At 42.2% G+C, this 26,205-nt stretch carries 20 protein-coding genes; 13 read left to right on the top strand and 7 right to left on the bottom strand.

Annotation, left to right across the window (positions count from 1 at the left end; translation table 11 throughout):
• Positions 1–124 precede the first annotated feature (124 nt).
• The 5 genes from B5Y40_RS01885 to creD all read left to right on the top strand — a co-directional run bounded on the left by B5Y40_RS01885 (position 125) and on the right by creD (position 4,260).
• Entirely contained in the window at positions 125–1,012 is an 888-nt protein-coding gene (locus tag B5Y40_RS01885; RefSeq protein ID WP_079685014.1) for an alpha/beta hydrolase, read from the top strand.
• A gap of 187 nt (positions 1,013–1,199) precedes the next feature.
• Positions 1,200–1,823: a hypothetical protein gene (locus tag B5Y40_RS01880; protein WP_079685013.1), complete on the top strand. Its 624-nt coding sequence runs from the start codon at positions 1,200–1,202 to the stop codon at positions 1,821–1,823.
• Positions 1,820–2,119, top strand: coding sequence for a winged helix-turn-helix domain-containing protein (locus B5Y40_RS01875; RefSeq protein ID WP_143785570.1), 300 nt, complete (start codon positions 1,820–1,822; stop codon positions 2,117–2,119). Before B5Y40_RS01880 ends, B5Y40_RS01875 begins: the two co-directional genes overlap by 4 nt.
• Before the next feature lie 56 nt (positions 2,120–2,175).
• A complete protein-coding gene (gene xrtK / locus B5Y40_RS01870) occupies positions 2,176–2,775 on the top strand; it encodes an exosortase K (protein WP_079685012.1) in 600 nt (199 codons plus the stop codon).
• 27 nt (positions 2,776–2,802) lie between these two features.
• Positions 2,803–4,260 (top strand): cell envelope integrity protein CreD, encoded by a 1,458-nt coding sequence (creD, locus tag B5Y40_RS01865; protein ID WP_079685011.1) that lies wholly within the window; start codon positions 2,803–2,805, stop codon positions 4,258–4,260.
• A 100-nt stretch (positions 4,261–4,360) separates the two neighbouring features.
• On the opposite strand, the gene pruA is transcribed toward creD, so the two are convergent.
• The 3 genes from pruA to B5Y40_RS01850 are packed head-to-tail and all read right to left on the bottom strand — an operon-like array spanning position 4,361 to position 7,239.
• Positions 4,361–5,992 carry an L-glutamate gamma-semialdehyde dehydrogenase gene (pruA, locus tag B5Y40_RS01860; protein WP_079685010.1) on the bottom strand — a complete coding sequence of 544 codons (1,632 nt, stop codon included), beginning with the start codon at positions 5,990–5,992 and terminating at the stop codon, positions 4,361–4,363.
• A gap of 59 nt (positions 5,993–6,051) precedes the next feature.
• Positions 6,052–6,768 carry a YjjG family noncanonical pyrimidine nucleotidase gene (locus B5Y40_RS01855; RefSeq protein ID WP_079685009.1) on the bottom strand — a complete coding sequence of 239 codons (717 nt, stop codon included), beginning with the start codon at positions 6,766–6,768 and terminating at the stop codon, positions 6,052–6,054.
• 54 nt (positions 6,769–6,822) lie between these two features.
• Entirely contained in the window at positions 6,823–7,239 is a 417-nt protein-coding gene (locus B5Y40_RS01850) for an ArsR/SmtB family transcription factor (RefSeq protein WP_079685008.1), read from the bottom strand.
• A gap of 87 nt (positions 7,240–7,326) precedes the next feature.
• On the opposite strand from B5Y40_RS01850, the gene B5Y40_RS01845 reads away from it, so the two are divergent.
• From B5Y40_RS01845 to B5Y40_RS01815, 7 genes are all read left to right on the top strand, one after another.
• The gene (locus B5Y40_RS01845) at positions 7,327–7,974 is read left to right on the top strand and encodes a carboxypeptidase-like regulatory domain-containing protein (RefSeq protein WP_079685007.1); all 648 of its coding nucleotides are present in this window, start codon (positions 7,327–7,329) and stop codon (positions 7,972–7,974) included.
• A 313-nt stretch (positions 7,975–8,287) separates the two neighbouring features.
• Positions 8,288–8,956 (top strand): RNA polymerase sigma factor, encoded by a 669-nt coding sequence (locus B5Y40_RS01840; RefSeq protein ID WP_079685006.1) that lies wholly within the window; start codon positions 8,288–8,290, stop codon positions 8,954–8,956.
• 261 nt (positions 8,957–9,217) lie between these two features.
• Positions 9,218–10,252 carry a FecR family protein gene (locus tag B5Y40_RS01835; RefSeq protein ID WP_079685005.1) on the top strand — a complete coding sequence of 345 codons (1,035 nt, stop codon included), beginning with the start codon at positions 9,218–9,220 and terminating at the stop codon, positions 10,250–10,252.
• A 268-nt stretch (positions 10,253–10,520) separates the two neighbouring features.
• Positions 10,521–13,805 (top strand): SusC/RagA family TonB-linked outer membrane protein, encoded by a 3,285-nt coding sequence (locus B5Y40_RS01830; RefSeq protein ID WP_159453580.1) that lies wholly within the window; start codon positions 10,521–10,523, stop codon positions 13,803–13,805.
• 40 nt (positions 13,806–13,845) lie between these two features.
• Positions 13,846–15,387 (top strand): RagB/SusD family nutrient uptake outer membrane protein, encoded by a 1,542-nt coding sequence (locus B5Y40_RS01825; protein WP_079685003.1) that lies wholly within the window; start codon positions 13,846–13,848, stop codon positions 15,385–15,387.
• 156 nt (positions 15,388–15,543) lie between these two features.
• Positions 15,544–17,022, top strand: coding sequence for an arabinan endo-1,5-alpha-L-arabinosidase (locus tag B5Y40_RS01820; protein ID WP_079685002.1), 1,479 nt, complete (start codon positions 15,544–15,546; stop codon positions 17,020–17,022).
• A 229-nt stretch (positions 17,023–17,251) separates the two neighbouring features.
• Positions 17,252–18,988: a family 43 glycosylhydrolase gene (locus B5Y40_RS01815; protein ID WP_159453579.1), complete on the top strand. Its 1,737-nt coding sequence runs from the start codon at positions 17,252–17,254 to the stop codon at positions 18,986–18,988.
• 96 nt (positions 18,989–19,084) lie between these two features.
• On the opposite strand, the gene B5Y40_RS01810 is transcribed toward B5Y40_RS01815, so the two are convergent.
• The 4 genes from B5Y40_RS01810 to B5Y40_RS01795 form a co-directional block, all read right to left on the bottom strand.
• Positions 19,085–19,819: a carboxylesterase family protein gene (locus tag B5Y40_RS01810; protein WP_079685000.1), complete on the bottom strand. Its 735-nt coding sequence runs from the start codon at positions 19,817–19,819 to the stop codon at positions 19,085–19,087.
• A gap of 54 nt (positions 19,820–19,873) precedes the next feature.
• Positions 19,874–20,809 carry a YybH family protein gene (locus B5Y40_RS01805; protein WP_079684999.1) on the bottom strand — a complete coding sequence of 312 codons (936 nt, stop codon included), beginning with the start codon at positions 20,807–20,809 and terminating at the stop codon, positions 19,874–19,876.
• Positions 20,810–21,144: 335 nt separating this feature from the next.
• The gene (locus B5Y40_RS01800) at positions 21,145–21,564 is read right to left on the bottom strand and encodes an OsmC family protein (protein ID WP_079684998.1); all 420 of its coding nucleotides are present in this window, start codon (positions 21,562–21,564) and stop codon (positions 21,145–21,147) included.
• A 231-nt stretch (positions 21,565–21,795) separates the two neighbouring features.
• On the bottom strand, positions 21,796–24,834 hold the full coding sequence (locus B5Y40_RS01795) for a ligand-binding sensor domain-containing protein (RefSeq protein ID WP_143785569.1): 3,039 nt from the start codon (positions 24,832–24,834) through the stop codon (positions 21,796–21,798).
• Positions 24,835–24,856: 22 nt separating this feature from the next.
• Between B5Y40_RS01795 and B5Y40_RS01790 the strand changes: the two genes are divergently transcribed.
• Complete coding sequence (locus B5Y40_RS01790) at positions 24,857–26,200, top strand: clostripain-related cysteine peptidase (RefSeq protein ID WP_079684996.1); 1,344 nt, start codon at positions 24,857–24,859, stop codon at positions 26,198–26,200.
• Positions 26,201–26,205 lie beyond the last annotated feature (5 nt).

Genomic DNA, 26,205 nt, shown 5'->3' with positions numbered 1-26,205 from the left:
CAAAGTTATGAAGAAGCCCTTGGAAGTTACCGCTCGCGATAAAGATTGTCCGCACATCCGTGCCACAGGATTCTTATTATCGCGAATCGTATTATATTCCCTCCCATAATAATCCGTTAATTTTATGAGAGCGCTGTTTCTGATATACCTGATAAGCACCATGACCTTGCACGCACAAGAAAAAATCTTTCTATACCCTGCCAGCGAAAAAGTTACCATCGATGGTTTTGAAAAAGATAAGGAGGCTCCGTATTTCGAATACTATAAGGCTAACCCTGATTCGGCCAATGGTTCGGCTATATTGGTTTGCCCCGGCGGTGGCTATACCAACCTGGCACTGGGCCACGAGGGTAAAGATGTAGCGCAGTTTTATAATCAGTATGGGTTTGATGCTTTTGTGTTGCACTATCGGTTAAATATAGGTGATCAGTCGGGGCACCGCCATCCGGACCAGTATCGCGATGTTACTACGGCTCTGCGCATCATCAAGTCGCGGGCAAAGGAGTGGAAGTTTGATCCGGAGCGTGTGGGCATTCTGGGGTTCTCGGCTGGCGGACACCTGGCGTCTATGGCTACAACGATGCATCTACCCGCCAACAAGAAATCGAAGAATGTGTTGGAGCAGTGGAGTACGCGCCCTGCGTTTTCTATACTTATATATCCGGTGATTACGTTGGCTGGTGCGCCTGCGCACAGAGGTAGTCGCGAGATGTTGCTGGGGAAAAATCCGGATACAGCGCTGGTGGATTCTCTCTCGACTCAAAACCGTGTTGACAAACATACTCCTCCTACCTTCCTGGTATATGCGAACGATGATGGCGCAGTGCCGCCGGAAAATGGTATACTCTTCTACCAGGCGCTACGCAAACATAATATACCTACAAGCCTCCTCATCTACGATCATGGCGGACATGGCTTCGGCATGGCTCCGAAAGATCCGGTGTTAAATACGTGGCCGTGGCTGAGTGTGAAGTGGCTCGAACGCCTCGGCTATAAAACGGGTAAGCGTTAATTGTGAAGATCACGGTTTATCTCTTATTTTAAAATCCAGAAGCACAAAGTTCACAAAGAAGCCGCAGAGTTTCTCAAAGCCTTTGTGTCCCTTTGTGCCTTTCTTTGTGCTCTCCGTGCAATTGGATTTACGGCTCACTTGCAAGTTTCAATTCGTTGATTAACTTTGCACCACAAAGTACTTTCAAATGAAAGAAATCCAGGAGTACGAAAAAGACATTGCTTCCATCCGGACGATCATGGAGCGTTCCGCGAAATTCATTTCTCTGAGTGGATTATCGGGAGTGCTGGCCGGAATTTATGCATTGACCGGTGCTACCATAGCATACTTCACTATTCATTATCCGATCTCGCCGATTAATTACCGTACCTATTCGCTGCAAACTCCGGAAGCGCTTTCCAAACTGGTTCTTATCGCTACTATCGTATTGATTGCATCTATCACTACCGGACTATGGCTTAGTAGCAAGAAGGCTAAAAAGCATGGATTAAAACTTTGGACTGCAACCAGCAAAAGACTGCTCTTCAATATGGCAATTCCGCTGGTAGCAGGCGGAATCTTTATACTGATCATGCTATATACTGGCCACTTCGGATTAGCGGCCCCGGCTTGTCTTATATTTTACGGACTCGCCCTTATACAAGGAAGTATAAATACATTTGATGAAATAAGATACCTGGGCTTTTGTGAAATTATACTGGGATTGATTTCGGCTAGCCTTCCGGGATTTGGATTGATTTTCTGGACGATAGGATTTGGTGTGCTTCACATTATATATGGAGCCATCATGTATAATAAATACGACAAGTGAAGAATCCGTTCGACAATCTGGATAAAGTATTGGAGCATCGTATCAGGTTGCAGATCATGTCAGTCTTGGTTACGAACGATGGATTTGAATTCAGTGCACTGAAGGAGATGCTGAACGTTACCGATGGAAACCTGGCATCGCATATCAAAGCACTGGAGCGTGAGAAATATATATCTATTTCAAAATCATTTGTGGATAGAAAACCGAATACGAAATATAAAATTAGCGAGCGCGGGCGCAATGCTTTCAAAAAACACCTGGATGCATTGGAGGCTGTTGTAAAACAGCAGAAATAATTTTTTTTGTATATATACTTTGAAAATGAAAGTACTTTTAAATAAACAATAGCACCATGAAAAAACTGATCAACAAAACAGCTTTATGGTTTTGCATTACCATTATTACAGCCATCGTTCTACGAATTCTGCTAAAGGGAATCGCCTCTGGTGAAATGATCCTGATGCTGAACCCTACCAGTACATTTCTGGAAGTTGCGCTGGATCAACAGGCGCTCTCTACTCAAAGTGGTTTTTACTTTCCCGATCTCAACATCACCTTGGACCGTTCATTTTCCGGAGAGAATTTCTTCATCATCATTTTCTGTCTGATCTCTTTTACCGTTCCGTACCACATCTTTAAAAGCTGGCAGGCTATATCTATATACATAGGCGTTTTACTCGCCTCCTTTATACTTACTATTTTCATCAGTTCCGTTCGCATCATCAGCGCACTACCTATCCTCCGCATTCAGGATTCCATGCCCTGGATAAATTCCTTTTGGATGCAGCGGGTGGAAGGCGGCATCATCTACCTCAGTGGTTTACTGCTGGTATATATGCTATTTAAGAATGTATTTATAAAAATGAAGGATTACTATACCAGGCACATCCGTACTTCAGCAACGGTGGCCCGCATGGTGGTGGTCTACCGAAGAAACTCACATCAACTCTAATTAAAGTATATAAAACTTAAAGTCTATATGGAAACACTACCTTCTGCAGGAACAACATTATTCGAAAAAATTGGCGCCTGGTTTCGTGAGTCAATTATTATCAAATTATTCGCGATTGGTTTTTTAATATTGATACTGCTCATTCCACAGGTGTGGATCGAGAGTATTATTCATGAAAGGCAATACAGGGCCAACGAAGTAGTTGGTGAAATTACTTCCAAGTGGTCGGGCGACCAAACGCTGGCAGGACCTGTACTCGTTATACCGTTTACCAACCGCGAGAAGATTGATAAAGGTAAAGATGGCATCGAGATACGTGAGTGGACACAGGATGCATACTTTCTTCCGGAAACATTAACAGCCGATGGCACTGTAAATCCGCAGAAGCTACACCGTGGTATATATGACGCTGCAGTATATGAATCTACCATCAACATCAAGACTACATTTCAGCGACCGAATTTTAAGAAATTAAACATCAATGAAAAAGATGTTCATTGGAACGAAGCGCGCCTTGTACTCTGCATCAGCGATCTGCGCGGCATCCGTGAGAATCCTTCTTTAAAATTAGGCAGTGTAGCATTGGCGAGCGAGCCCTCAAATCAAATCGGGTTTGGTGTATCAACGCCTGCGAAGGCTTCCAACAATTATATAGACTCCGATAGACAATATTATCCGGATGCTGCCACAACGGCCAACACAACAAACAAAACCGGTATCATTGCTATGCTTCCCTGGCAGAAGGCTGAAGATTTTACGGGTGAAGTATCAACACAACTTAATATAAAAGGAAGCACTTCCTTAAATTTTATACCTACCGGAAAAACCACTGAAGTAAAACTGCAGGGTGCATGGTCTAACCCAAGCTTCAATGGAAAATTTCTGCCAGAGACACGCGAGGTAACAGACAAAGGATTTGCTGCAAAGTGGAAAGTGCTACACTATAACAGACCTTTTGCACAGGAGTGGACGGGCACTGAACAGGATTTTTCTGATTCTTACTTTGGAACAGAATTATTGATACCAGTAGATCAATACCAGAAGAGTATACGCACGGCTAAATATGGTGTGTTGATTATTATACTTACGTTCGTATCATTATTTCTGGTGGAAATTGTAAAGAAGATTCGCATTCACGCGTTTCAATATTTACTCATCGGTGTCGCGTTGATCATATACTATACGTTGCTGTTATCATTATCAGAGCACTTGGGCTACAATATAGCATACGCGATAGCCTCTTCTGCAACCGTGGCGTTGATCAGTCTATATGCATTTACCTTCTTACAACGCACAGCACTCGTTACGTTCTTTGGCGCTGTATTGGTATTCGTCTACGGATTTATTTTCGTGATCATTCAATTGCAGGATTACTCATTACTGCTCGGCAGCATAGGCTTGTTTATCGTGCTTGCGCTGATCATGTACTTCTCCAGAAATATAAAGTGGTATAAAGAAGAAGATGTAGCTATAGAAAAGGTATAGCCTGGCATTCATTTCAAAACAAAAGCCCATGAATTTATTCATGGGCTTTTTACATATATACGTTTATCTGTTTAATCTATTAACAGATCTTGATCACCGACTATTCTTTATCAAGGAAAGGATAACGGTAATCAACCGGAGGCACGAATGTTTCCTTAATTGTACGAAGTGATGTCCAGCGGAGAAGATTTACTTTTGCTCCAGCCTTGTCGTTGGTACCAGAACCTCTCGCTCCACCAAAAGGTTGTTGTCCTACTACGGCACCCGTTGGCTTATCGTTGATGTAAAAGTTACCGGCAGCGTTAGAAAGCTTTTTAGTAGCAAGCTCAATGGCATACCGATCTTTGGATATGATAGAACCCGTTAAAGCATACGGTGATGTTTTATCAACCAACTCCAATGTATCTTCAAAGTTCTCTTCGTGGTATACATATATAGTCAGCACCGGACCGAAAATTTCTTCGCACATAGTTACGGAAGAAGGATCTTTCGATTCAATTACCGTTGGCTCTACAAAGTATCCTTTTGATTTATCGTACTTACCACCCGCTATAATTTCATTCATCGGATTTTTACGGGCTTGTTCAATATAGCTTGCGATCTTATCGAATGAACGCTCATCGATCACGGCATTGAAGAAGTTTCCGAAATCTTCAGTACCGCCTATCTTGAAGGTTTTCAAATCCTCCAGAAGATATTTCTTTACATCTTCCCACAGGTTGGACGGTATATAGGCGCGTGAAGCTGCAGAACACTTCTGCCCCTGGTATTCAAACGCTCCGCGTGTAAGTGCTGTTGATACTTCTTTTGCATTCGCACTCTTGTGCACCATTACAAAATCCTTACCACCTGTTTCTCCCACCAGGCGCGGGTATGATTTATACTTATGTATATTCTGTCCGATAGTCTTCCACATACTCTGGAACACGGCAGTGCTTCCTGTAAAATGTAGTCCGGCAAAATCTCTGTGATTGAAGATCACTTCACCGGCTACTGGTCCATCAACATAAATGAGGTTGATTACACCATCCGGCAGACCGGCTTCTTTAAATACTTGCATAATCACGTTGGCTGCATATACCTGCGTATAGGCTGGTTTCCATACAACGGTGTTTCCCATCAGTGCCATACTCGCAGGCAGGTTGCCCGCTATAGCTGTAAAGTTGAAAGGTGTTAATGCAAATGTGAATCCTTCCAGCGGACGATACTCCATTCGATTCCAGACACCGGGAGATGATGCGGGTTGCTCCTGGTATATCTGCTGCATGAAGTATACATTGAAGCGAAGGAAGTCGATGAGCTCACACGCTGAATCTATCTCCGCCTGAAAAGGACTCTTCGATTGCCCGAGCATGGTTGCTGCGTTAATCTTATATCTATAGGGGCCGGCAAGTAAATCAGCAGCTTTCAGAAATATAGCAGCGCGATGCTCCCAATCCAGGTTAGCCCACAATTCTTTTGCCGCCAGTGCCGCATCAATTGCTTGTTCAACGTGCGCGGCATCACCTTCATGAAAATAACCAAGTGTATGCTTGTGGTCGTGTGGCGGTGCCAATCGTTTTTTATTTCCGGTACGAATCTCCTCCGCACCGATATACATGGGGATGTCCGTTTCTTGTGCGCGGGCTTCTTCAATCGCTTTCTTTAAAGCAGCACGCTCTTTACTTCCGGGAGCATAATTCAGAACGGGTTCGTTCCTCGGATCAGGAACCTGGAAAAATCCTTTCGGCATAAATTATTGTCAGTTATAGGTTAATGTATTTTGTTATTCTGCGGCAAATGTAATTGAATTCAAAGAATCTGCCGTAGTTCAGAAAGACATGCAATCTCATAGGTTACAATACTTTCGTGTGCACTCTTTTCAGGGTTGAAAAAAACGTTATCGATGGCAGCATTTCTCGAGCCTCCTATATCCGTGACGAGGTTGTCACCGATCATTACAGCCTGATTACATGTTATGGAATGGCTCTTCAGAGCATACTCAAAGATTTCGCGTGAAGGTTTTTTATGCCCTGCCTTTTGTGAGGTAACGATGTGATCAAAATATTTATGCATGTTTCCGGAAGTGAGTTTCGTGTGCTGAATTTCCTCAAAGCCGTTTGTAATCACAGAGAGATTATATTTTTCGTACAGGTACTCAAGCACTTCAATCGCATACGGCATAAGATGTCCTTTTCGGGGGCACGTCATCAAATAGTCTGCGGAAATATCTTCACTCAGTTTTTCTTCATACGCATTAAACGGCTCGAGAATCTGCTTGAAGCGCTCCTTTCGTATAACCTCACTTGTAATTTTGCCGGTGTCGTATAGATCCCACAATGCCAGATTTACTTCTTTGAACCTATTTTGAAAACTTTCCAATGACGGAACGCCTTTATTTTTCAGATCATATTGAATGTATAGTTCATGCAGTGTTTCGCGGGAATTGGTTTCATAATCCCACAATGTGTGATCAAGGTCGAAAAAGATACAGGTATACTCTTTTGTTGATGAAAAATCCGATTGCATGTTTATTTAAAATCTCAATTCAAAAAAATTACTTCACGTTCTGCGGTTCAAGTGCTAATCACTTTTTAATCTTTCCTTGTCAACCCGTCCTCCACGCCATTCCTGAATCTGACGGTTATTAACTGCTAACTCACGATTTGTAAATAAAGTTTGATAAATGTGCTGATCGTGCTGCAATTGCGAATCCTTCCGAAGAAACTGAAAAATCTGTTTAATAATATCGCCTACCTCATCCTTGATCTGGTAGAACACCCAGTGATTATACCGTCTGTAACTTAGTATACCTGCATTTTTCAGATAAATAAGGTGACGGGAAGTTTTGGCTTGCGTAAAATCCAGGATTTTTTCGAGATCGGTTATGCACATTTCGCCATTCATAAAAATGAGGTGAAGAATCCGCAGCCGCGATTCATCAGCGCAAGCTTTGAAAATTTGCGATCCAAGGGTAAGATTAAAACTTTTCAGGCGCATGGTACATCCTTGCTTTACTGCCAAAGGTATGGGAAATTAGGCAGTTGTAAGGCTTATCCCTATATTTGAGAAGTGAGGACGCGTACCGTGAAACAGTATTTTACAAAATCCATCATCGTTGGAACATTGCTGCTTGCCATCATTTGTATAGCACAAGTGACGACACAGGCTCAGCAAAAAAAGAGAGTTATACAGCTCTCTGGTGTTGTTATTGAAGAAGACACTGTACATGGCAGACCTGTTGGTGGTGTTCACGTATACGTTCCGAAAGCGGGCCGCGGAACCACAACCAACAACGTTGGCTTTTTCTCCATGCCGGTATTAACGGGCGATGAAATTTTAATCAGTTCTGTCGGCTATCAACATCAGACTTTTATAGTGCCTGATGACTCACCAGAATATCAGACGATCATCATAACGTTACTCCAGGATACTACCATGCTTCCTGAAGTTGTCATCATGCCATTCCCGACTGAAGAAGTATTCAAGCAAGCCGTACTTGCGTTAAACATGCCGTTGGGAGAAGATCGTATCGATCAAAAAAATATGAACCAGGAGTTGCTTGCACTCATGGTGAAAACTACTCCGATGGATGGTTATCAAAACCAGCGCTACTATCTTAACCAGTGGGCCAGCTCTACAAGCTCTAAATTTCAACCCGTTACAAATCCCTTCCTGAATCCATTCAACTGGGTGAAGTTCTTTAATTCGTTAAAGAAGAATAAGAAGAAGTAGTCTTTCAGCATTTCACTTTCGAGAAGACACATATAGTATATAGCAGTTGCTATAGTTAATACTATGACTTCGTGTGATTCAAGTGCACTCAAAGTTTTTATGATGTCAGTTATCACAGAGACCAAATTCATTAGTCCTGAATGGGTGTATTCATTCTGCAGTCGCAAGATCTTTCAATGATCCAAACCTTGTTATTTAACAAGATTTAAAGCCTGATAAATATTTTATTCTCTTTCCTTGCAAACGTTTGAAATCTATGCTAATTATGTAAGTAGTTATAAGTGTTTCATCAACACTTTACCTAAACCAACCTATGGCTGAGCAAAGTTTACATGTTCAAAAAACGTTTCGCGAAACGGATTCCAATCCGGTCGTTCAGCCTGAAACAGCGCCTTTAGAAAGCCAGGTTTGGATTGACTTTCTGCAAGGTGACGACAAAGCGCTCGCTTCATTATATCATCAATACGCCAATAAGCTTTTTAATTATGGGCGACAATTCACACCTGATAAAGAGCTCATCGCTGACACGATTCAAGATGTTTTCTTAACATTAATCAGAACGCGTTCAAAGCTGAGCGTGGCCACTTCGGTGAAGTTCTATCTGTATGCTGCATTCAGAAGATCGCTGGTGCGACAACTCAAACACAACAGCAAGTTTATTATACCGGAAGATATGGAGGACGAGAGCTTCCAGATTTCAATCAATGCCGATTACCTTTCTGTTAATCCGAATTTGAATAACGATCAGAAAAAGATTGTACTTCATTTCTGCAACAAGCTTCCCGCGCGACAACGCGAAGCATTGGTGTTGCATTATTTTGAAGATCTTAACTATGCGGAGATTGCCAAGACCATGAAATTGTCTACAAGTAAATCGGCGCGCACCATGGTATACCGGGCACTGGATTCACTGTCACAGCTTCTCTCAACCTGGAAGAAAGAATTGACTATATTCATCAGCTTTCTTTCATTTTTCTCCTAAGCATCAATACTATATCTAATTCTTACAGGGTATAGTATATCCTTAAAACCGTTTTTCAGGCGTACGGTCAGGTTGGTATATAGCTATATTAATTCAGTTTCTATTTTCGATCAAACTCCTGCCCCATCGGCCTATTCCAAGCTCCGGAAACAATATTTTCATCTTTTTTTAAAAAACATTGCAAACGATGTAGTCGTTTGGCCGCGGAGTGTCTCTTGTATATAAAGAACATCGTCAGAGACTTTATAATATACCGCTATAATGACATTCAACCCCCGTACCGAAACCGACTTTTTAAAGCATGAATACTTTGTGCAGTGGGTCCTCTCTCCCACGAAAGAGTCATCGGCATATTGGCAACATTGGCTAAATCAACATCCGGATAAAGTGGAAATGCTCGGTGCCGCGCGTGACCTGTTACTTTCTTTTGAGATGAAAGAGACGCATCGCATGGACGATGCTGCATACTATAAAGTCCTGGAAAATCTTTTACAGGAAAATGCCAGGCAAAAAGAGAACTATACATCTGGCAATTCGCATTCATGGTTGCTTGCAGCAGCTTCCGTTATAATTTTTTCGAGTATTGCCCTCGTAGGATATTTTATACTGAATAAAAAAGAGAATAACATTCCGGTTGCAAAAGCTATAGAGTATCACCTGGAATCGGCTCCCGGAGGAGTAAAGAAAACCATTACGCTTCCGGATGGCTCGGTGGTTACACTGAACTCGGTAAGTGAACTCAAATACCCTGCTCATTTCTCCGATACGTTACGCGAAGTATATCTTACAGGACAAGCCTTTTTCGAAGTCACTAAAAATGCACGCGCTCCTTTTATAGTACATACACGAAATTTTTCCACGCGCGTACTCGGAACTGCTTTTGACATTAGCTCCTACGAAAACGAAAAGAACAACCACGTAGCTGTACTCTCCGGCAAAGTAAAAGTGATGACCATGGAAGGGAATTCTCAATTGTTATTACCCAAGGATATGACACGCTATAACGAGGAGAAAAAAGTACTGCAGAAGTCCACGTTCGATCCTGCTCTTCTATTAGCATGGCGCAACGGCATTATAGCATTTGATCACGCCAATTTCAATGAAGTCGCAGCATATCTGTCGCGGTGGTATGGCGTTGAATTTATAGTTGAAAAAGGATTCAAGGTAAAAGGCTTGTACACGGGCCAGTTCGATAAAGAAGCACTCATCACAGTGCTAAGGGGCATCTCCTACTCTTCGCATTTTTCATTTCGTGTAGAGGGCAAGACTGTATATATATCTAAACCAAACCTGTAAATGATGCATACGAACGACTCGTCATAAAATAAAAATAGAAGAGCCGGATATGATCCAGCTCTTCAGAATGCAACTCCCCCGGGATTTCGCAGGTCGCAGGGAGATGCCGCAAACATTTGTATAACACAAACATATCAAAGGTATGATACCATCATTACTTAAAAAAGTACTGACCATGACCAAGTACGCATTTTATGGTCTTATTCTACAGTGCACAACGATGACCGTTTTATTATCCTATAACGGCACCCTGGCACAGCGTAAAAGCATGAAAAACATTTACGTTACCGTGCATGTGCAGAATCGCCCTATCAAAGATGTATTTCATGAAATTGAAAAGGCAACCGGTCTGCATTTCGCCTACAACAATATAAATCTGAAAGCAACCGACAGTCTCTCGGTTACAGCAGACAAAAAAGATCTGGCAACTTTACTCGGAGAAATTGCCGGCAAAACAGATCTGCGCTTCAGGCGCATCAATGATAATATACATGTAACGCGTGTTGAAGAATCGAAAGAGGCGACTCCTCCGGTTGAAGAAGTAACACAACGTACCGTTACCGGACAAGTGACTTCCTCCGATGATCAATCGCCTATGCCCGGTGTAAATATAGTTGTGAAAGGAACAACGGTCGGTACCGTTACAGATGCCGATGGCGCGTATACAATAGATATACCCAATGATGACGCTATACTGGTATATAGCTTTATCGGCTACCAGACTTTAGAGGCTACTGTTGGAACACAATCGACTTTAAATATATCGCTCAAAGCGGACATCACTGCGTTAGATGAAATTGTTGTGATCGGTTATGGCTCACAGAAGAGATCTGACCTGACGGGTGCAGTTGCCATTGTGAGTTCCAACGAGATCAGAAAATATGCAACGAATGATATAGCACAGTTACTTCAAGGCCGGGCAGCCGGTGTTGCTGTAACGAGTGATGGTCAACCCGGAGCCTTTCCAAGTGTCCGCATTCGCGGAATCGGAACTTTCGGAGATGCAGAGCCACTCTATGTTATCGATGGTGTACCCATTGGTACAACACCTCGCGATTTCAATCCCAACGATGTTGAATCTATACAGGTATTAAAAGATGCATCGGCTGGTGCGGTATATGGATCAAGAGCGGCAAATGGTGTGGTGATCATCACTACCAAGCAAGGTAAAAAAGATCAGCCGTTACGCGTGGAGTATAATGCATACTATGGTATAGATAAAGTATGGCAGCACATGCCCGTCACTAACCGTGTTCAATACCAGATGTTGAACAATGAATCACAATTGAACGGAGGCGGAACGATGGCACCGGGAAATGATCCAACCTCTCCGTTGTTCATTGATGATATTGATACCGATTGGCAAAAAGTAGGTTTGGAAACTGGCGTGCGACAAGATCACAATTTGAATTTCTCCGGTGGAAGTAAAACATCTACCTATAATTTATCACTCGATTATTTGAATAACCAGGGAACATTTGTTGGCAATGGTCCTTCTTTTGATCGTTATGCTATACGCGTCAATTCCACCACAGAAAAAGGCATTTTCAAAATAGGCGAATCGCTATACTATACGCATTCGCATGAAAATGCTTTAACTAACTCAGCCGCATTTCTGAATGGAAACAGACCTCCGCTTATCAACGATTTGCTGATGGCCATTCCTACCATGCCCCTATACGATCCTAATCGTGAGGGTGGATACGGTGGCACATCATCCAACATTGAACGCGCCATTGTTATAAATATACCGGGCTTAAACAGTCTTGTGAAAAACTATACGGATGTAGACCGCATCTTCGCCAATGTATATACGGAGACCAAGTTGCTTAATAAGAATGGTCACCGCATCAACTATAAATTAAACCTGAGCTACGATAAAACATTTGCACGCGACTTCTTCTTTCAACCTGTATTAGACCTGGGATTCTTTTTTCAATCAGCTATACCCAGGCTGGATGAAGCAACACGCATGTATACTACTGGTCTTGTCGAAAACACCATTACCTATCAAAAGAATTTCGGACGCCATGGTATAGATTTTCTTGCCGGGCAAATGTACCAATCGGGCAGCACGGTAGTACAAGGTGGTCACACCGAAAGTTTAACGAGTCCGTATTACCCGGTGCTTGACAATGGAAGTAATAAATCTGCCAGCGGAGCTTCTTATCGAAATACGCTATCATCCTTCCTTGGAAGATTAAACTATAATTACGATGACCGCTATTTATTAACCGCTACAATTCGCAGAGACGGTTCATCACGTTTCGCGCCTTCAAACCGCTATGGGAATTTCCCGTCTGTAGCGGTCGCCTGGAAACTGCACAACGAAAAAATATTTCAGTTGCCCAGCTTCATCTACGAGTTAAAAGCAAGAGTAAGTTATGGTGAACTCGGCAATCAAAGCATTGGCGATTATTTATATGCCGCTACCATCAACCCGAATTTATCCTATAACTATAGCGGCCAAAAAGTAACAGGCTCTACACAAACAGCACTGGTTGATCCGAACATCAAGTGGGAATCAAAAGTGACCAGCAACGCAGGACTTGACATTTCATTCTTCAATGGAAAAATTGATTTTACCGTTGAATATTATCGGAACAAAACTAAAGATGTATTGGTAGGTGTACCGATCCCTGCTTCCACTGGCTCGAATGGAAACCCGGTAGTGAATGCCGGAAGTTTACAGAATACAGGTTTTGAATTTACTGTTGGATATCACAAAAAGACGGGCGACTTCACTTTTGATATATCAGCCAATGCATATACACTTAAAAATAAAGTACTCTCCCTCGGAGGATTTGATGAACCGGTATATGGCGTTGGATCCAAAACACAGGTTGGAAGTTCTATCGGCCAACATTTCGGATACGATGTTGAAGGTATATTTCAAACACAGGACGAAATCACCGGGCATGCCTTTCAAAATGCGGGCACATCTCCTGGCGATTTAAAGTTCAGAGATCAGCTTACTGTCGACACCAATGGTGATGGCGTTCCGGATGCTGCTGACAATGTGATTAACGCTGAAGACAGAGTATATCTGGGAAGAGCTTTACCTAATTTTTACTATGGCGCCAATTTCTCTGCGGGCTATAAGAATTTTGATCTGACAATCTTCATGTCCGGAAGCACCGGGAATGTAATCAACAACTGGACGTATCGGTTGCTGATGCACACTACGGACTATATGAACTATCATGAAGATGCGTTGAATCGTTGGACACCCACGAACACGAATACGGATGTTCCCCGGTTAGTAACAGGTGACCCGAATAATAACGGTGGTGATAATAACCGTAAAGACTGGCTACAGGATGGAACGTATCTCCGGATCAACACGCTCTCGTTGGGATATAAATTAAAAGACAATCTTGTAAAAGGGCTTACGAATTCCAGAGTATACATCACCTGTCAGAATTTATATACGTTCCAGAAGTATAAAGGATACAATCCTGACTTTACAACGGGTGTATGGAACCCTGGTTTTGATGCCGGGTCCTATCCAAAGCCAAGAACTATTATGGTTGGCGTTCAAATAGGTTTCTAACCCAGGCGAACATCTGTCCACTCACTAAAAATTTCAACACATGAAAAAAGTTATATACCTGATATTAACCGTAGCGCTGATTGCGTGTGATGATAAACTGGATATATCAAATCCCAACCGCCAGACTACATCCGATTTCTGGCAGACGCAAAGCCAGGCAATGGCCGGCTGCAATGCTATATATGCAACGCTGATCATTGACGGAACCTATACACGCATGACTCCTGCATTAAGCGATGGAAGAGGTGACGATGTTACAGGGGATAGCCCGTGGCCTGATCTTGTTCAAGTCTCTAACTTCACCATACCTACTACTTCTGGCCCTGTACAATGGATCTGGGCAGATTATTATAGATTGATCTGGAGAGCAAACCAGGTATTGGAGAATACAGTAGACATCGAAATGGATGAAGCGCTCAAGAACAGAATTATAGGGCAAGCCTATTTCTTAAGAGGCTTAGCATTCTTTAAACTGGCAAACTTTTATAAAATTGTTCCGCTTGTATTGGCAACTCCTAAAACACCGGATGATTATTATCCCACAACAGCTACCGAAGAGGAATTATGGAATCAAATATATAGTGACTTTCAGCAGGCAAAAGATTTACTCCCTGATTCCTATGCGAATGTAACGGGGCCAGACGCAGGACAAATCGGACGCGCTACAAAGGGTGCTGCAACGGGTATGCTAGGTAAATCGTATCTCTATAGGAAAGAATGGCAAAAAGCCGCAGATCAATTCAAGGAGCTTATCGATGGAGGACTATATAGTTTAGTGGATGACTATCGCGACAACTTCACAGACGGAAATGAAAACAATTCAGAGTCATTATTTGAGGTGCAGTTTGCTGATCCATCGCAGGTTGGTGGTACAGTTATGAACTGGGGTGGCGATCCGGCTGCCAACTGGAAACAAGCATCTGCCCAGGCATGCACGTATTCTATGGATGGTCGCGGATACTCGGATTTTCTTCCTACGCAATGGATCTATAATGAGTATAAACTTGAACAGACCACCGATGGCAAAAGTGATCCGCGTTTGCTGGCAACCATCGCTTCTTACGAACCGGATGATAATTCCACAAAAGTATATGGAGATGCATGGCCGTATGCATCGGATAAGATATACCCGAGGAAATATACCAACGATGGGAAAGCCGGTTATGTGAATGAGTATGATTTAAATTCCGGCATCAACTATCGTGTGTTACGATATGCAGATATACTGCTTATGTATGCGGAAGCTCTTAACGAATTAAAACAAACTGCAGCTGCCTATCCCTATATACAGCAGGTGAGAGACCGCGCAAATCTTCCGGATCTTGCTACCACCAAACCCAACATGACGCAAGATGAGATGCGTGACCAGATCGCACATGAACGTGCATTGGAATTTGCCATTGAAGGCCAACGCATCAATGACATCATTCGCTGGGGATGGTTTTATGATGCCGATAAGCTTGCTGCATTAAAAGCGCATGATGCCGACTTCAACTTATGGAGTGCAGGAAATGAATACTTGCCGATCCCGCAAGGAGAACTGGATGTAAACAAAAAATTATCGCCTAATCCGGCTAACTAATATTGATAAAAGTCTTTCCTGTCTATTGACGGGAAAGACTTTATTGATGATGCAACAAAAAATCAGACCTCCAATTTTCAAATTATTACATACTAATTATATATAGCCGGCATGATTTATTTTGAATGCTCAGGCCATACTAAAAGAATCTGACTTATGCCATATCTGAAGTATATACCTGCTGCGTGTATTTTATTTTTCACTGTTATCTGTATGTCGTCTTGCTCCAAGGACGACTCTATCGAAACCGATGGCACAGACACCGTCATTGTCACACCGGTAGCATTTGACATCAACAACATTAATGATACCTATGCCGATGTAGCACCGTTCAGCAATTACTCGAAGTGGGGCCCTTACAACGTCCATGATCCTTCAATCATGAAAGATGGTGACTACTATTACTGCTATAGCACCGATGTTGGCTTTGGCACTGATGTACCTCCGGGAATACAAATCCGCAGATCCAAAGATCTTGTCGAATGGCAATTTGTGGGATGGGTATTCGATGGACTGCCAAAGAAAGGATCTGATTTCATCAAAGCCAATGGAGGAACTCCCTTTAACGCATTATGGGCACCCTATATATTAAAAGTTGGCAGTGAGTACAGACTATATTATTCACTCTCATCCGCGAAACCGCGCCTCAGCGTAATTGGTTTAGCAACTGCATCAACACCCATTGGTCCCTGGACAGAGAAAGATATCGTGGTAACATCGCTCGATAACAATACCATCCAGACGAATGCAATAGACCCTACGGTATTGGTAACACCGGCTGGGGATCATTGGTTGTACTATGGCTCTGCCTGGGACGGTATATATATTGTTAAACTGAATGCTGCCACGGGACTTGCAGCCTCCGGAGGTGATAAAGGGAAACGTATCGCGCAGCGTGGGTTTACAAACGGCAAGGTTAATGGGAACCTGGAAGGTCCTGAAATTATTTATAACAGTACACTGAAGAAATATTTTCTCTTCATGGCCTACGATTGGTTGTCAACAAAATACAATGTTCGTGTAGGGCGCGCTGATGCTCCCGAAGGTCCGTTCTATGACTTTAATGGCGTTGACCTTAACGTAGAGCAAGACCATGGCCCGATGATCATTGCACCCTATCAATTTACAGGACATGGTGGATGGCAGGGAACATCGCATTGTGCGGTTTTTCAAAATGGTGAGCAATACTATATAGCGCATCAAGGCAGGCCAGGCGTTAATTTCTACTATATGGATTTACATGTTCGTAAATTATACTGGACAGGTGATGGCTGGCCGATTGCTTCACCGGAACGCTACGCTGCAACGGAGCAGACACCGATCACAGCAGAAAATATAGCAGGCACGTGGGAGAAAATCACGCTCGGGTATAAAGTTGTTCCCGGATATTCCGAAGAACAGACTTCACCCGATATGCAGGTTGCTGTTAACATGGTTCTCGGCAACGATAATACTATAGATGGAAACGCCAACGATACGTGGTCTTACCAGGCACCGTGGCTAATCTTCCATTGGCATGACGCTTCAATTGATAGTGTATACCTTGAACGGGGCAGAGATTGGGAAAATAAAAAAGCTTGTCTCGTATTTACCGGGCTGAATAACGAAGGCACTGCACTCTGGGGAAAAAAATAAAAAGCGACCCACAGAGTAATACCTGCACTTCCATGTAATCGGCACTTCAGTCCGTTAGTTTTAAAGTACTAAATGTATACTTCAGCGCATTGGATATGTTGTTGACGGGATTGCTATGTCAAAATATAGCGGTAATGCTTCTCTATTTTTCTTAGCGATAGCATATTCTTTCTGCATCTATACCGCACACTACTTTTTAAAATTATTACTACACCTAAAACAAACTATTATGATAGCTAGATCGCTCTGTTTATCAGATTGTATTCTTCGGATGAAGAATATGATTGTCATTGTTATTTTCCTGGGCACACTCTTTCTTGCGCAACATGGATTCGCGCTGCAGGGTATAACCGGAATTCATGATCCCTCGTCCATCATTAAACGCAACGGTGTATACCATGTGTGGGGTACTGGCGACCAGATCTATCACCTTACATCAACCGATCTTATCAAATGGACCGCTGCGCCAACTGTTTTTGCATCGGGCACATGGCCCAGTTGGATCAACACCTATGTATCGGGGTTTGCTGGTTTTTTCTGGGCGCCCGAATGTATCTATATGAACGGAAAATATTATATGTACTATTCGTGCTCCACAGGCGCAAGGCCTTGTGCTATTGGAGTGGCTACCAGTACCGATCTCACGAACTGGACGGATCAGGGAATGGTAATTTACTCGGATAACTCCAGTGCGTACGGATCTATTGACCCCGCTTTATTTGCAGATGCCAGTGGTAACTATTGGATGACCTTTGGATCGCATCTTACCGGTATATGGATCGCACAGCTTAATGCATCCACCGGCAAGCGATTGAATTCAACACTCAAAAATATAGCGGGTAGCAGCAGCAGCGAACACGAAGCATCGTACGTGATCCGCAATGGAAGTTATTATTATTTATTTTACAACCGTGGCGTATGTTGCAACGGCACGAGCAGTACCTACTATGTACAGATGGGCAGGTCTACGAGTCCGAATGGAACGTACTACGATCAGAACGGAGTCAACTTGCTAAGCGGTGGTGGCACTACGGTTCTTGCTGCTTCAGGTAATTATATAGGCCCCGGACATGTTGGCTTATATTCCGAAAATGGATATAACTTTATTTCATATCATTATTACGACAGCAATAATAATGGTACGCCAACATTGGGGATTGCAAACATTGGCTGGAATTCCAACTGGCCCTATATTACCCGCGACTGGATTGCAGCAGGACGCTATAAAATCACAAATAAAAATAGCGGTCTCGTATGGGATGCGTGGGGATGTACCGGTGCATCGGGGCAAGCTATTGCACAAGGTACCAGTAACGGACTTACTTGCCAGCAGTGGGCCTTTGCAGCTTTGGGAAACGGAACCTATAAAATTACCTGTACGCTTGGCGGGCTTGCTGCAGATGTCATTAACTGTGGTGCCAGCAATAGTTCCAAACTACAATTATATAGTTGGTTAAATAATAATTGCCAGAAGTATAAACTTGAACGTGCTGGTGACGGCAGCCTGGTATTTACATCATTAACAGGCAACCGGGTAGTGGAAGTACCCAATGCATCAACCACGGCTGGTGTACAACTTGCGCTCTACGACTACAATGGGAACAACTGTCAGAAATGGATCATTGGAACTGCAGGTGTAGCCAGGTTAGAAGCACAGGCAAATGAGCAAGGGGATATCCTAGTCGCTGAGCTTGACGAGGCTATTTCTCTATATCCCAATCCTGTAAAAGAAAATATACTGAAGCTGCGCACGGTGCTAAAAGAAAAAACAAACATTCAGATCAAGTTGATTGAACCGAATGGCCAGGCGGTATATACCGAAGACCTTGGTGTCCGTGAAGCTGGCGAGCTATATCACGAAATCAACGTATCTGCTTTTATGAAAGGTATGTATATCGTGCAGTTAACCAAGGGAAATTCAGAAGCGAAATCCAGCAAGGTCATCACAAAAGTAAGTATAGAATAAAGATATATAACAAACAAAACGGCCGTACATAGTGCGGCCGTTTGTTTTAAAAAATATAGTATGAGACCTATTCCTGTATAAACAAAATGATCAACATCATTTCATCTGCGCTTTGCTTTGTGATAACAACCATCCAGGGAGAGATTTCTCCTGAGTAGTCTTTTCCCAACTATTATGTTTTACGTCCGGGTACTCGGTATATTTTACATTCTTGCCGCCTAATCTGACAATTTCGTGATATACGTCTCTGGAGAGCGACACCGGGACAACATCATCTTTATCGCCATGAAAAATCCACAATGGAGTTTGCGTTAATGTACTCGCGACCTCTGTGCTGCTTCCTCCGCAGATGGCGTACGCTGCAGCAAATTTACCGCGCTCCTTTGAGACGATGGAAAAAACACCAAAACCGCCCATCGATATACCATATAGATATAGACGATTGGTATTGATGTTATATACTTTAACAAGGGAGTCTATAAGGCTCAATGTTTTTATAGCAGCAGGTGTATGTGCAGCGCGCCAGGTATCGCCCCAGCCCAGGTTAGACTCGTCACATTTAGGTGTTAGCACAAAAACGGGATTCTCTTTCTGAATGGATTGCTGATACCAGGTGATGTCACGCGATACTGTATCACGACTACCGTGAAGATATACAATCAACGGATATGATTTTTTCGCATCATAATGTTCCGGCTTGAATAAACCATAGCGTAATGCTTTATAAGAATGCTCCGTATAGTTTGGATACTTTTCAGAAAGCTGTGCTTTCGAAAACTGACAGCAGGAAAGAAGCGCTGCCGACAGCAAGATCATTTTAAATCTATGCATATAAAATTGTCTTTATAAAATGAATTTAGTGAAATGAATGATGATAGGCTACTGTTAATCATACATCGCCATGTGCCTGAAAATTTTCAACGATCCATTGGGCTCTCTCCGCCAGATGGCAAGATCCTTTCCTGTAAATACACCGGAGAAAGTTCCATTTCTGATGATCGCTATATGACTGGCATATTCTATTACATAAATTCCGGATTCATCAATGCGATCGTTCCGAATATCCAGCTTTTCAAATACCGGAGTTTCCTTAACGTGTTGCATATAGTATTCACCGATTGCTTTTCTTCCCTTTTGCATCGGATGATACTGCGTGTAGAGAATTGCATCGTCTGCGTAGAATTGCGACCAGATGCTCGCATCGTGCTCCGATATGGTAGCTTCTTGTAACCGGTTTAATGCTGCCAGTTCAAAACTTATATTCGTATTAATTGGCACGTGCGCCTGTGTCGCGACATCTACTATAGGTATATCTGAAAATCGAAGCTGATCCGCTATATCCTGGCGTTCATTGTAATTCCAGCCTTCGCTAATGAGAAGCAACGTGCCATTCGCAAGCTTCTTCCATACATGCTGATATTTACCACTCAGATCATACTCTTTGCCGGATTTCTGAAGTATAGCTTTCCAATTAAATATACCGTATTCAACCACCATTGAACCCAGATCCAGAATCTCCAAGTTTTCCCGACTATAGGATTTAGTATCAAATCGTGTGAGCAATGCTTTGTGATATGCAGTGACATTACTTTTGCCGAACATGGTTTTTTGAAATTCTACCATCAGTCGGATGTTATCGTCATAGAAAGCTGACAATTGTTCAGGCTTTCCTTCCAGTATACGCTTGCTATAGTCAGACCTGAATTGAGTTAAATAAGCAATCGTTCTGTCATCAGCCTTTATACTGGTCTGGGCGAATGAAGGTGCGTTATACAGCCCAACCAGTGTGAGCAAGGTGAACGTAAACCTTTTATACATCATTGAATTATATGGTGTAGTGTAATTGATAAGACGTTTTTCTTTCTTGACAGGGCGAAAGATTGCGTTGTGCTGAAGAAGGCAAAGGCAAGCAAATAAAATCTGGGTCTAGTCATAATCGTGATGTCATATATTAACCAACGGAAAATAATGATGACATACGACCGTGCAAAATGAGATTGACAACCCGCAACTGACGGTATAGGAAAGGTATCTTTAAATTGATCAGCGTTTTTCTGTGCTCTATATATGATATATATCGATACAGTCTAAAAGAGGGGAAATGCTGATATAAAAAAAGGGCGGCTCAAAGCCACCCCAGTTTCGTTTCTAAGACATTAATAGCTTACATTAAGCGTAATGGGTACACTCGCGAGTGCCTTGGATATAGGGCAGTTCTCTTTTGCTGCAGTAGCAATAGTTTTAAATTGCTCCGCTGATACATTCGCGATCGGTGTAGCCACCAAGTCAAGTGTTATACCGGTGATCTTTAAAGCGTTTGTATCAAATTCAACGGTCGCTTTTGTGTCCAGGTCTCCGGCTGTGAAGCCTGCCTGCATCAAAGCAGCACTTAGTGCCATTGTAAAACAACCGGCATGGGCTGCTCCTATCAGTTCTTCCGGATTAGTACCAACACCATCTGCAAAGCGGGTGTTGAATGAATATTGTGTTTTGTTGAGGGTTGTGCTTTGGGTTGTTATGTTTCCCTGACCTGCTTTGAGGTCACCACTCCAATGTGCACTTGCTGTTCTTTTCATAGTAATAACATTTAATTTATGTAATATATAGTTTGTGTTGTTGGGATACAAATGAATGGTGGTGAACGGTATAACCCGAGGAGATATCGACTCAACGTTCGCTATATATAAAATGTGAGTTTACTGTTCCGGGTTAACACAACGTTCCTTCAATATTAAATTAATGATACGTACAAATGACTGACGAATCCAATTCAAGCGAGTGATTGTGAATTAGATGAACCACTTTTTTCAAATGGAAGTGTCCAACGAGCTGGATGTTTTCTTTCCTTTTTGCAGATGAATGGTTGTACCGCCATTTAACGTGGCGTCCATTTGACAGGAAAAATTTATCTGCCCGGCCCGGTATTGAATATTCTTTAAGCCTTTTCCATAGATCACATCTTCCATCTTGAATCCAACACCATCATCGCTTATGGTAATACTAAGTTCCTGGTTGAATTGAACTATAGAAACTGAAATATTTTTGCATTGTGAATATTTGATACTATTGTTGATTGATTCTTTTGCAATGAGAAGGAGATTTCTTTTTTCAGTTTTGAGTAAATTCCTTGTCTTGTTGTCAGACTGAATGTTCGTATTGAATTTAATGTTGTTAACGATACATACCGGCAATGCAAACTTTTTGATACGCTCGGTTAATTCAAAGATCGTGTCTTCCGGTTCCTCCAATACCCAGATCATATCACGAAGACCAGTAGTGGCTTGTGTTATCGATTCTTCAATCTGATCGAGGTGAGATTTATTTTCCGGTTCGCGCTTGGCCAAGTGTGTAAAGATCTTCAGTGTATTCAGCACGCTACCTATATCATCGTGCAGGTCGCTGCCGATCTGCTTGCGTATCTCCTGCTGTTTTCTAAGCTGATCGATGCGATAACGCAGCAACCCATAAATAAACATAGCCCCTGACAGCGCAATAGCAATTTTAAAAATATTCGTCTGATACCACTTCGGTATATAGATGAGACTAAGCGACAGCGGCACGTCACTCCATATACCATCTTCGTTTGCCGCACGTACTTCCAAAGTATAATCTCCCGGGGAGAATCCGATCAAGTCTACAAAATTCTGTTTCCCTAAATCTATCCAGTCGTTATTAAGTTCATTGATCTTATAAGCATACCGAACCGCCTTTGGATTGCTATAGTTTAAAGCCGAAAAGGATACAGTAGTCTGCAGCACATCAGTCGGTATACGCATTGCTTTCATCGCAATGTGACAGGTATCGAGCACACCGGATTTTGTATTTACCTTCAGATTCCAAAGATATAGATCGGGAGGTCGTGCGTTACTCGGAAGTCGTGAAGGATCAATAATTGTAAAGCCATCAACACCTCCGGTAATAATACGATGGTCGTCCTGGTAGCCGCAGAGTTGTTCAAAAGCATTTGTATTGAGTCCATCGGTTTGAAAATAATTCTTGATCTTTAACGGGTTCAGGTGTATCAGCGAAAGCCCATCGTTAGTCGTTGCCAGTATAGCTTTATTCTGAAAGGGAAATACACGATATATACAGGTATTGTTCAAACCATCTTCCGAGCGAATAATTTTCTTTACATGAAGTTGCTTATCCGTTTCAATCAGTCCGTCACCATACGTAGCAATGTAAAAGCGATCATCTGTTTCACACATATCCATAAAATTACTAATCACCTCCTGCGTCAGATTGTCGCGAATGGTGTGCGTGGTATATTTGCCAATGAGCGGATTAAAAGCGATAATTGATTTTTCCGTAAGGATCATCACATCGCCTGCGCGGGTCTTATAGAGATAATTAATAATGGTAAGTCCTGCTATAGTATGGTCAGTCGATTGCCGATGGTATACCTGCAATTTACCCGTACGCGTATTCCAGATGGTAAGTCCTTTCTGTATAATACTACCGAACAACACCAACGAATCATTATACTGAATGCCGCAGCTAAGATGATCGGAGTTCAGCAATTTCATGGAAGGAAAAACCGAGTGTGCAGGCCTCAGACTTTTACCATCAATAAGATGAAAGCCGGTTTTATTCGAAACGAATACATGACGTGCCTGATCCTGAAACAACATCAGGTTACTACCGGATGCATCAATCTGCGTAATCTCACCTGTCTTTGTATCGATATAGTATATGCCATTCTCATCACCTGCATAAATTATATTCTCCGACACGGGCAGTACAGAAAACAAATGCTTAAGTTTTACGTTGGCGCCATACTCAGAAAATGTTTTGAAATGTACCACACGCGTAGGAAAAGAAGCAATACCCGCCAAGGTACCGATCCAAGCCTGGTGTAGTTGCCGATCATAGTATATATCATAAGTCGTGGTAAATAAATTATTAGCCGGATTGTTATCCCGCAACGAAACAATACTTCCTGCCGACAGGCTATATTCATAAACACCTGCTGACGTTGAAAACATCAAAGAAGAATCGGAAGATGCAGCAATGCTCAACAGCTCACCCTCACGCACCAGTGGAATATCATCAGCCGGCACTAATGCCATTTGCGCAGGAGCTGTATCTACTATCTTTAATCCTGTACTGCTGGCGATATATAGTATATGCTTCAGCATAACAGCGTCCCAAAACCGAAGTTTGGTATACGTGCCCGGAGCATTCAATTCATCCGCCCGGAACGTATGGAGGTGACGAAGATTTTTATCGAGTATAATTATACCATAACCGTCAGCGCAGATGATCATGCTTTGATGCTGATCAAAATGAATCATCGAGATATTGAGTTCTGCCTTACCGACAGCGCATTTCGCCCGAATATCAATGGGTAATATTTTGTTCGTGGAGACCTGGTAAGCGTATGCAAAGTCAAGTCCTGCTATCCACAGTGTGTCACCTTTCAACGCAAGACATCGCTTCCACTTTACGTTATCGGGATTGCTCGTATCGAGCAAAACCCTACGGGTAACAGTACGAGTTTGCAGGTCGATGGCACAAACTTCCCCATACGACAAAAGCACCCAGATACAATTTCGCTTTTTATCTTCCAGCAGATCAGAGATAAAACTTCCGTTCAGTTTCTGTTTGGCCGGTGAGCGCTTTGTAAAAGTCTGAAATCGATTTCCGTCAAACAGATTGAGACCTTCCTGTGTACCGATCCAGAGAAAGCCATAAGAGTCCTTGATTATTTTTGTTATATAGTAACTGGAGAGTCCTTCGTTTTGGGTATATTTAATAGGCGTGACAAATTTAGTCTCCTGTCCCAAGGAAGCCATCGTTGGACAGAGTATAACCGTTAGAAGTATATAGTAGGTAAAGCTTTTCACAACAAAATATCAAACTACAAAAATGAAGTCGCAAAAGAAACGAAAGTGGACTGTTTTCTTTGTTATTAAAGCAACTGATCTAAGTGTAGTTGAGCTTATTGAGATGTTGAACGAACTTCGTTCTATAAAAATGAACGATGAGGTGTGCATACTCCTATGCATGAGCGTAGGCAAAGAAAATCGAGAAGCTATCGAGTCGGGAGACCCTTCCCTTATTCAAAACCCCAATAAAAATCTTACTCCGACAACTTTGTTTTACGGTTTTGAGAAGAGCGCCGAAAATTCTGAATTTCTAAATGACCTTAAATTTATCCAGTCTGATGACACCTTTGATATTACTCTACAGCGGGATTTGGAGAAATTTCTAGTCAATACAAATAGCCATCGTTATATAATATTCACATGGGATCATGGAAGCTCTTATGGCATATTTAACAATTTACCTAATGGAAACCCTCAGACAGATCTACATCCTCTAAGTGATAACCTATTCAAAAAATATCCACAGCTAGCTATCAAATCAACTTCTTTGCCACCAAAAAAAATAACAGCAGAAACCAATCTGAATAACGAAGAAGAACAAAAAATACTCACTATGGATGAATTGGCTGCAGCTCTTAATCAAAACTTTAAAAACACAAAAATAGAGTTAGTCGTCATGATGAATTGCTATATGCAATTATTTGATACCGGGTATGCATTGCGAAGAAATGTTAAATATCTAATTGCACCGGAAACATATATGTTCTTTAATGGATATAACTACCAGTTCTTTTTCAAAAAACTCTTTAGCAATCCAGATATACCTACCAAACAACTTGCTAAACATATTGTAAATTCATTCGAAACTAAAATATATACAGACGCGGAAATTGGCAGTATAGCAAAATCTGTAACAGCTATTTTTGCTACTAATCTTAGTTACTACTCATTAATCGCCAGGCTCATAGACCGATTGGTACATGCATTGTCAAGAGAATTAAGCCACAACAAAAACGAACTTATAATGGCCAGACTTAATTCTCCAGAACTTAATGATAGCCTAAATATTGTCGACTTCTTCAACCTCTTAAAAAATCTCCAACTAACTATTGGACGATATTGGCAGTTTCTTACTCGAACTCGGCTATGGCTCCTAATGAAAAGAGTAATCGTTGCCAGATATATAGGTAAAGTCTATTATCATGACGTTGCCAAAAGAAAATTTCCATATGGGTTCTCCATTTTCTTTCCAATTCAATTAAATGGTGTAATTGTCTCCAGGCGTCATTTGAAATTCTTCGAGAATACAAGTTTCGCCAAAGAACGACTTTGGTTTAACTTTGTTATGGAGTTCATGAAGCCAAATACACCAGGCTCAAAATAACGCCT

Source organism: Ohtaekwangia koreensis (assembly GCF_900167975.1).
Taxonomy (GTDB): domain Bacteria; phylum Bacteroidota; class Bacteroidia; order Cytophagales; family Cyclobacteriaceae; genus Ohtaekwangia; species Ohtaekwangia koreensis.
Note: the sequence above shows the minus strand (reverse complement) of the source record. Positions and strands in the feature narration are given on the sequence as shown.

Bases quoted from the DNA above. Each gene is read 5' to 3' on its own strand.
- B5Y40_RS01825 (WP_079685003.1), top strand. From the start codon at position 13,846: ATGAAAAAAGTTATATACCTGATATTAACCGTAGCGCTGATTGCGTGT.
- B5Y40_RS01820 (WP_079685002.1), top strand. From the start codon at position 15,544: ATGCCATATCTGAAGTATATACCTGCTGCGTGTATTTTATTTTTCACT.
- B5Y40_RS01800 (WP_079684998.1), bottom strand. From the start codon at position 21,564: ATGAAAAGAACAGCAAGTGCACATTGGAGTGGTGACCTCAAAGCAGGT.
- B5Y40_RS01815 (WP_159453579.1), top strand. From the start codon at position 17,252: ATGATAGCTAGATCGCTCTGTTTATCAGATTGTATTCTTCGGATGAAG.
- pruA (WP_079685010.1), bottom strand. From the start codon at position 5,992: ATGCCGAAAGGATTTTTCCAGGTTCCTGATCCGAGGAACGAACCCGTT.
- creD (WP_079685011.1), top strand. From the start codon at position 2,803: ATGGAAACACTACCTTCTGCAGGAACAACATTATTCGAAAAAATTGGC.
- B5Y40_RS01850 (WP_079685008.1), bottom strand. From the start codon at position 7,239: ATGCGCCTGAAAAGTTTTAATCTTACCCTTGGATCGCAAATTTTCAAA.
- B5Y40_RS01805 (WP_079684999.1), bottom strand. From the start codon at position 20,809: ATGATGTATAAAAGGTTTACGTTCACCTTGCTCACACTGGTTGGGCTG.
- B5Y40_RS01840 (WP_079685006.1), top strand. From the start codon at position 8,288: ATGGCTGAGCAAAGTTTACATGTTCAAAAAACGTTTCGCGAAACGGAT.
- B5Y40_RS01880 (WP_079685013.1), top strand. From the start codon at position 1,200: ATGAAAGAAATCCAGGAGTACGAAAAAGACATTGCTTCCATCCGGACG.
- B5Y40_RS01855 (WP_079685009.1), bottom strand. From the start codon at position 6,768: ATGCAATCGGATTTTTCATCAACAAAAGAGTATACCTGTATCTTTTTC.
- xrtK (WP_079685012.1), top strand. From the start codon at position 2,176: ATGAAAAAACTGATCAACAAAACAGCTTTATGGTTTTGCATTACCATT.
- B5Y40_RS01790 (WP_079684996.1), top strand. From the start codon at position 24,857: ATGAAGTCGCAAAAGAAACGAAAGTGGACTGTTTTCTTTGTTATTAAA.
- B5Y40_RS01810 (WP_079685000.1), bottom strand. From the start codon at position 19,819: ATGCATAGATTTAAAATGATCTTGCTGTCGGCAGCGCTTCTTTCCTGC.
- B5Y40_RS01830 (WP_159453580.1), top strand. From the start codon at position 10,521: ATGAAAAACATTTACGTTACCGTGCATGTGCAGAATCGCCCTATCAAA.
- B5Y40_RS01885 (WP_079685014.1), top strand. From the start codon at position 125: ATGAGAGCGCTGTTTCTGATATACCTGATAAGCACCATGACCTTGCAC.
- B5Y40_RS01835 (WP_079685005.1), top strand. From the start codon at position 9,218: ATGACATTCAACCCCCGTACCGAAACCGACTTTTTAAAGCATGAATAC.